The sequence below is a fragment of the Pseudomonas meliae genome (assembly GCF_001400515.1).
Lineage (GTDB): Bacteria > Pseudomonadota > Gammaproteobacteria > Pseudomonadales > Pseudomonadaceae > Aquipseudomonas > Aquipseudomonas amygdali.
On the sequence record NZ_LJQT01000017.1, the window covers coordinates 1 to 6,294 of the forward strand.

At 60.7% G+C, this 6,294-nt stretch carries 5 protein-coding genes; 1 reads left to right on the forward strand and 4 read right to left on the reverse strand.

What is annotated here, in order from left to right:
* Positions 1-162: 162 nt before the first annotated feature.
* The 4 genes from argB to coaBC are packed head-to-tail and all read right to left on the reverse strand — an operon-like array spanning position 163 to position 5,407.
* A complete protein-coding gene (gene argB, locus ALO64_RS00500; protein ID WP_044344526.1) occupies positions 163-1,068 on the reverse strand; it encodes an acetylglutamate kinase in 906 nt (301 codons plus the stop codon).
* Between the two features lie 28 nt (positions 1,069-1,096).
* Positions 1,097-3,685: a phosphomannomutase/phosphoglucomutase gene (locus ALO64_RS26585; RefSeq protein ID WP_044344527.1), complete on the reverse strand. Its 2,589-nt coding sequence runs from the start codon at positions 3,683-3,685 to the stop codon at positions 1,097-1,099.
* Between the two features lie 51 nt (positions 3,686-3,736).
* Positions 3,737-4,192, reverse strand: a complete 456-nt coding sequence (gene dut / locus ALO64_RS00510) for a dUTP diphosphatase (protein WP_044344528.1) — start codon at positions 4,190-4,192, stop codon at positions 3,737-3,739.
* A 6-nt stretch (positions 4,193-4,198) separates the two neighbouring features.
* Entirely contained in the window at positions 4,199-5,407 is a 1,209-nt protein-coding gene (gene coaBC / locus ALO64_RS00515) for a bifunctional phosphopantothenoylcysteine decarboxylase/phosphopantothenate--cysteine ligase CoaBC (protein WP_002551511.1), read from the reverse strand.
* 135 nt (positions 5,408-5,542) lie between these two features.
* Here coaBC and radC point away from each other — a divergent pair, with 135 nt between their 5' ends.
* Positions 5,543-6,217 carry a RadC family protein gene (radC, locus tag ALO64_RS00520; RefSeq protein ID WP_002551512.1) on the forward strand — a complete coding sequence of 225 codons (675 nt, stop codon included), beginning with the start codon at positions 5,543-5,545 and terminating at the stop codon, positions 6,215-6,217.
* Positions 6,218-6,294 lie beyond the last annotated feature (77 nt).

Sequence of the window (6,294 nt, forward strand, 5' to 3'; positions counted from 1 at the left end):
CGTCACAAATCTGCGCCGCGCCACACATTCAGGACAGGACGCAGAGCGTCCAGAGCGGCGTTACCACGCTGGAGCGTGGGAACGATAATCAGCGATCATCATCAACCAACAAAAAGGCCCCGTCAGCGTCAGCTCACGGGGCCTTTGGGTGTTACGCCTGAATCAGTGCCGCTTGCGGTTGGTGATCTGAGTACCTACACCGCTGTCGGTGAAGATTTCCAGCAGGACCGCATTGGGCACTCGTCCATCGATGATGTGCGAGCTATTGACCCCACCCTGAACCGCTTCCAACGCGCAACGGATCTTAGGCAGCATGCCGCCGTAGATCGTGCCGTCGGCGATCAGGCCGTCGACCTGCTCGGTGGTCAGCCCAGTCAGGACTTCGCCCTGCTTGTTCATCAGGCCGGCGATGTTGGTCAGCAGAATCAGCTTCTCGGCCTTGAGGGCCTCGGCAACCTTGCCTGCGACCAGGTCGGCGTTGATGTTGTACGACTCGCCGTCCGGGCCCACGCCGATAGGCGCGATGACCGGAATGAAATCCCCTTTGACCAGCATGTTGAGCAGCCCGGTGTTGACCCCGACCACTTCACCGACCTGACCGATGTCGATGATTTCGGGCTTGGTCATTTCCGGCGTCTGGCGCGTGACGGTGAGTTTCTTCGCACGAATCAGCTCAGCGTCCTTGCCGGTCAGGCCGATCGCGCTGCCGCCATGCCGGTTGATCAGGTTGACGATGTCCTTGTTGACCTGGCCACCCAGCACCATCTCCACCACATCCATAGTCTGCGCATCGGTCACGCGCATGCCATCGATGAAGTGGCTCTCGATGGACAGGCGCTTGAGCAGATCACCGATCTGCGGCCCGCCGCCGTGAACCACCACCGGGTTGATACCCACCGCTTTCATCAACACGATGTCGCGCGCAAAGCCGGTTTTCAGCTCTTCGCTCTCCATGGCGTTGCCGCCGTACTTGATAAACAGCGTCTTGCCGACAAAGCGGCGAATGTAAGGCAGCGCTTCGGAAAGGACCTTGGCTACATTAGAGGCGGCATCACGTTCGAGGGTCATTCAGGGCTCCAGTCAAAAGGAAAAACAATCAAAATGGCAGGTCGAGATCCGGTGCAACTTTTTTCAGCTCAGCGTGGAACACGTCCTTGATGCGCTGCAACTCAGCCTCGGTTTCGGCCTCGAAACGCAGCACCAGTACCGGCGTGGTATTGGACGCACGGACCAGACCCCAACCCTTCGGATAGTCCACGCGGACACCGTCGATGGTTGTCAGTTTGGCGTCGCCCCACTGCGCGTCGGTTTCAAGGGCCTTGATGATGCTGAACTTGGTGACATCCGTCACCTTGATGTTGATTTCAGGCGTCGAAATATCGTTCGGGAAGGTTTCGAACAGGTCTTCGGCATTGGCTGACTCCTGGCTGAGGATCTCCAGCAGACGTGCCGCACTGTAGATGCCGTCGTCAAAACCGAACCAGCGCTCCTTGAAGAAGATGTGGCCGCTCATTTCACCTGCGAGCAGCGCGCCACTCTTTTTCATTTCTTTCTTGATCAGCGAGTGGCCGGTTTTCCACATCACCGGACGACCGCCATGTTCGCTGATCAGCGGAGTCAGGCGACGTGTGCATTTGACGTCGAAAATGATGTCGGCACCCGGGTTGCGCTTGAGCACGTCCAGCGCGAACAGCATCAACAGGCGATCCGGGTAAACCACATTACCCTTGTTGGTCACGACACCGACACGGTCGCCGTCACCGTCGAATGCCAGGCCCAGATCGGCACCGGTTTCCTTGACCTTGGCGATTAGATCCTGCAGGTTTTCCAGCTTGCCCGGGTCCGGGTGGTGATTGGGGAAGTTGCCGTCCACTTCCGCGAACAGCGAGATCACTTCACAACCCAGCGCTTCGATCAGCTGCGGCGCGATCACGCCTGCCGCGCCGTTGCCGCAGTCGACCACGACCTTCAGCTTGCGCGCCATGACGATGTCGTTCTTGATCTGCTTGAAGTAGCGATCGAGGATGTCGACTTTGGTGATGCTGCCTTTCTGCGAAGTCAGGTTGTTGGTCTTGATACGCTCGTGCAGCGCCTGGATCTGCTCGTTGGCGAGGGTGTCGCCGGCGATGACGATCTTGAAGCCGTTGTAGTCCTTGGGGTTGTGGCTGCCGGTCAGCATGACGCCGGTCTTGCTGGCCAGCACGTTGGCTGCGTAATACAGCGCAGGCGTTGGCACCAGGCCCACATCGCTGACGTGGCAGCCGCTGTCGTGCAGACCTTGAATCAGTTGCTCTACCAGTTCAGGGCCGGAAAGGCGACCGTCGCGGCCAACGCTGACGTTGGGTTCGTTCTGCGCCAGGCTTTCAGAGCCAATGGCGCGGCCGATCCAGTAAGCCGTTTCAGCGTTGAGGGTGTCCCCGACCACGCCACGAATGTCGTAGGCACGGAAAATAGTCTCGGGAAGGTTGGGTGCCACGGATGCTGGGCTGTTCATAGCGAGGTTATGCTCCGATCTCAGGAAGTCCTGGTTTTCGTCGAGAAGGTCGATATCAAGGATATCGGTATCTTGAAACAGCGGATCGGTCCAGTCGGTGCGTGATGCAGCCACGGTGGACGAAGCACTGCCTTTGGCAATATCTGCATCGCGCTGCTCGCCCGCCGCCAGGACAGGCACTGCCTGAGGCTGACTACGAAGCGAGACACGAGCAAGGGCCTGAGCCAGACCACTAAGGGCCGGGAGGCTCAAACCGAAGGGTTTGACGGCTTTTCCGCGTGAGAGTTCTTGGAGCAGCTGATCCAGTTGCCGTGCGTCGGCGCAAATACGCTTCTGCAGGGCCCGTTCATTACGGTGCAAGCCAAGCAGCACGCCCGCTGCAGCGATAATCAATGCCAGCAGCAGAAGCATCACGGATGGAGAGGTTTTCAGCCCGGGACCGGGCGTGAACTCGAGTTTCCAGCCTGGATAACCGGTATCGAAGGCCTGCTGGGCTTTGCCGTCAACGGCCTGACCGCGCTGCAGGAAAACCTGAGCGGGCCCGCTGCCGAATTGCTGGCTGAGCACCACTTGCCCGGCATCGGCAGGCAGCGTCGGCAAGGCATTGAGCAAGCGCTGCAGGTCAAAGGCCAGCAGCAGCGTACCCATCACCGGCTGAGTGGCAGTGGCACGCACCGGTGCTGCGCTGTAGATCAACCAGCGCTCGCCGACCTTGCGCGCTTCCGGGGCGACCGTCTCACCTTGTGCGGCCTTGTTTAGCATGTCCAGGGTGGCGAAACTGACGGGCAGTGCGCCTTGCGTGTCCACATCGGCCAGCCCCTTGGAGTACAGCCGAGCGCCTGCAAGGCCGTCCCAACGGGTAAATCGCTCCTGAGCGGCCAGTAGGGCAGCGGCGTCATTGCTCTGAAGCGTCTGCACAAGTGCTGCGCCGGAGGCCGCCGACTGGGTGTCCGCGTTGATCTGATGCAGCGCCAGACCCACCGCTGCTGCCTGACTGCCGCCCCAGGCCTGAACAAGCTGGTCCTGTTGCTGCGGACCGGTGGCCAGAGCTGTCCAGACCAGTGCCGCAGCAATCAGCAGGCCGATGGCGGCAGGCACCAGGCCAGGCGCGAGTCCTTTGAGGCTCGCAGCCGGAGGCGAGTTATCGGCGTGTATGGCGTGCTGTGAAGCGCTGTGCTGACTACCTTTCACCGACCTCTCCCTGAGTCTTGTCCCGAACCCGGATTATGTGCCGAATGGCGATCAATGACTGCCGGAATGACCGAAGCCGCCAGCGCCACGCTGACTTTCATCGAACGCTTCAACCAGCTCGAAATGCGCCTGCACCACAGGCACCAACACCAGTTGCGCAATACGCTCGCCCACCGCGATGTTGAATGCAGTCTGGCCACGGTTCCAGCAGGAGACCATCAGTTCGCCCTGATAATCGGAGTCGATCAGGCCCACCAGATTGCCCAGCACGATGCCGTGTTTGTGGCCCAGGCCGGAGCGCGGCAGGATCAACGCGGCCAGGCCCGGATCGCCAATGTAAATCGACAGGCCGGTAGGGATCAGCAGGGTCTGCCCCGGTTCGAGGACCGTGTCCTCCTTGAGCATGGCACGCAGGTCCAGGCCAGCCGAGCCAACAGTGGCGTAGGCCGGGAGTGGGAATTCGTTGCCAATGCGAGGGTCGAGGATCTTGGCTTGTAGAGCGTACATTCGTAGTTAAACCTGATTCATGCGGTCGGCGATAAAAGTGACCAGCTGGCGAGCGATCTTGGCCTTGCTGGTCTGGGCGAAAAGTGTTGCGTGCAACCCTCGGTCAATCACGCTGCAGGCGTTTTCCTCGCTGTTGAAGCCGATGCTCGGGTTGGCGACATCGTTGGCGACAATCAGGTCGAGGTTCTTGTCCTTGAGCTTGCGGGCAGCGTAGTCGAGCAGGTGTTCGGTCTCGGCGGCGAAACCGACGCTGAAAGGGCGATCCGGGCGGGTTGCGATGGTCGCCAGAATATCCGGATTGCGGACCATCTGCAGCAGCAAGCCGTCACCGTTTGAAGGATCTTTCTTCAATTTGTGCGGGGCGACAACTTCCGGACGGTAGTCAGCCACCGCTGCCGAGGCGATGAACAGGTCACAGGGGATGGCAGCCTCGCATGCCGCCAGCATGTCGCGGGCACTGACCACATCGATGCGCGAGACGCGATCCGGCGTCGGCAGATTGACTGGCCCGGTGATCAGCGTGACGCGCGCACCGGCTTCCACAGCCGCTTCGGCCAGGGCAAAGCCCATTTTTCCGGAGCTGTGGTTGGTGATGTAGCGCACCGGATCGATGTTTTCCTGGGTCGGGCCAGCGGTGATCAGCACATGCTTGCCGGTCAGGCTCAGGCGCTGGAAACAGTCCGCTGCGCACTGGGCCAGATCGTCGGCCTCCAGCATGCGACCGAAGCCGACATCGCCGCAGGCCTGACTGCCGGACGCTGGCCCAAACACACGAAAGTCACGCTCTTCAAGCTGCCTGGTATTGGCTTGCACTGAGGCGTCACGCCACATTGCCTGATTCATCGCCGGTGCGATGGCGACGGTGGCATCGGTTGCCAGCACGATGGTGGTCAGCAAGTCGTTGGCGATGCCTTGCGCCAGGCGCGCGATCAGGTCGGCGGTGGCCGGAGCGATCAGGATCAGGTCGGCCCATTTGGCCAGTTCGATATGGCCCATCGCGGCCTCTGCGGCCGGGTCGAGAAGGTCCAGGTGCACAGGGTGCCCGGACAGGGCCTGCATGGTCAGCGGCGTAATGAACTCTGCTCCGCCTTTGGTCATGACGACACGCACTTCTGCACCCTGATCGCGCAGGCGGCGGACCAGCTCGGCGCTCTTGTAGGCCGCGATGCCGCCGCCGACGCCAAGAACGATGCGTTTTCGATACAGCCGCTGCATAGACCTGCCTTTTTGGTCGAGTGAATACGCGACGTCCATGACGCCTCCCCAGGCCAGGCCGTCGCGCAAAAAAGATGGGCTAAGATAGCACAGCGACTGCACCGCAACAGCGGTGCCCAATCACATGGAGGTGCTATGAGTATTCGCAGTTGGCCCGCGGCCGAACGCCCGCGGGAACGCTTGTTGGAGTTGGGGGCGGGGAGCCTTTCCGACGCCGAGTTGCTGGCTATCTTTTTACGCACCGGGGTGGCCGGAAAAAGCGCCGTAGACCTTGCTCGTCATCTTCTGAATCAATTCGACGGGCTCAGATCGTTACTGGATGCTGACCTGTCCACGTTTACCTCCCAGCTCGGGCTGGGGCCTGCCAAATTTGCTCAGTTGCAGGCTGTCATGGAGATGGCGCGCCGGCACATGGCCGAGTCCTTGCGCCGTGACTCAGCGCTGGAAAACCCCACTCAGGTGCGCAACTACCTGAAGGCTCAGCTCAGACATGAACAGCATGAAGTTTTCGCCTGCCTGTTTCTGGACAACAAACACCGGGTCATGACCTTCGAGATACTGTTTCGCGGGACGATCAACGCCTCCTATGTGCATCCGCGCCAGGTGGTGAAGCGAGCGATGGCTCACAACGCCGCCAGCCTGATCCTCTGCCACAACCATCCTTCCGGCATCACCACGCCCAGCCGTTCCGACATAGACCTGACCAAGCGCCTCAAGGAAGCACTGATGCTGGTGGATGTTCATGTGCTGGACCACGTGATCGTGGGCGACGGCGAGCCACTGTCGATGGTCGAGCGCGGGTTGATGTAGCGCTCACGCGGAGCGATAGGGCGGGATTCGGCTTGTCGTTCCCGCGCTCTGCGTGGTAATGCCGTTCTGGACGCTCT

Coding starts and splice junctions, on each gene's coding strand:
- argB (WP_044344526.1), bottom strand. CDS start 1,068: ATGACCCTCGAACGTGATGCCGCCTCTAATGTAGCCAAGGTCCTTTCC.
- dut (WP_044344528.1), bottom strand. CDS start 4,192: ATGTACGCTCTACAAGCCAAGATCCTCGACCCTCGCATTGGCAACGAA.
- coaBC (WP_002551511.1), bottom strand. CDS start 5,407: ATGCAGCGGCTGTATCGAAAACGCATCGTTCTTGGCGTCGGCGGCGGC.
- radC (WP_002551512.1), top strand. CDS start 5,543: ATGAGTATTCGCAGTTGGCCCGCGGCCGAACGCCCGCGGGAACGCTTG.